At 59.9% G+C, this 1,128-nt stretch carries 1 protein-coding gene; it reads right to left on the reverse strand.

The features are described from left to right. Nucleotides 1-24: 24 nt before the first annotated feature. Nucleotides 25-945, reverse strand: a complete 921-nt coding sequence (locus AC0SZ7_RS31465; RefSeq protein ID WP_475507977.1) for an IS110 family transposase — start codon at nucleotides 943-945, stop codon at nucleotides 25-27. Nucleotides 946-1,128: the final 183 nt, after the last annotated feature.

Genomic DNA, 1,128 nt, shown 5'->3' on the forward strand with positions numbered 1-1,128 from the left:
GCAGCAACTGTCTTGCCCAGTTAATTACGTCCGCCATGCTGTGCCCTCGCGCAGCATGGCGTTAAGCCGGATCAGCAGCACCCGCATGCACGCCACCAGCGCCACTTTTGCGCACTTGCCTTTATCGCGCAGCCCCTCGTAGCGCGCCTTGAACGAGGCGTCGTAGCGGATGACTGTCCAGCACGACATGTACAGCACTCGCCGCACCGCACTGCGCCCGCCGCAGATCTTGCGCTTGCCTTTGAAGTTGCCACTGTCGTTGTTATAGGGGGCCAGGCCCGCCAGCCCCGCTATCTGGTGCCGGTCCAACTCGCCCAGTTCTGGCAGGTAAGCCATCAGGCTGGCCGCGGTGATCGTGCCGAGACCTTTGACTGACGTCAGTTGCGCCACCTTGGGCGCATCAAGTGCCTGCATCGTTTGCTCGATGGCCTTTTCCAGCTCCAGGATCTGCGCTTTCAGGAAGGCGATATGGCCTTCCAGCAGCTCGATTATCCTGGGGGATTGGGCCTGTTTCAGACGGCGTCTGTCGTCGTCGCGTTGCTGTACGAAGCGCTCGCGCTGCTGTACCAGCTCCCGTAAAAACTGGGTCGGCGCCGAATCCTGCTGGGGTTTGGCCGCCTTCAAAGTTTCGGCAAACTGCGCCAGGACCTGGGCATCGATGGGGTCTGTCTTGGCTTGCTTACCGATCGCCTCGGCAAACGCCCGGGCACGGCGAGGGTTTACGCGCACGACGGTAAAGCCAGCCAGGCGAAGGGCCGCCATCACCCCCCGTTCGTAGCCGCCGGTCGCCTCAAGCAGGACCTTCTGCACGTCGCAACCGCTCAGCTTTTCGATCAGATGAGCATAACCTGTTGAGTTATTGGGGACATTGAAGCTGATGTCTTGGGGGCGAAGCCAAACTGCGAGGGAGGATTTAGCGACGTCGATACCGAGCCAGGAAATCATGGGGAACACCTCTTACACTCAAGGATGAGAGCACTCTGGTGATGCCCATGCTTGTGATGTTCGAGGTCGGCTCGTTCAACTGTTCGGGCTTGTAGCCAGAGCGGAGAGGTGAATGGCGGTTCTGCTGCTACACGTGCTTATCAACACTGCTGCCGAACAACCTGCCATTCACCGCTCTCACCT

The organism is Pseudomonas sp. JC1203, from assembly GCF_056175065.1.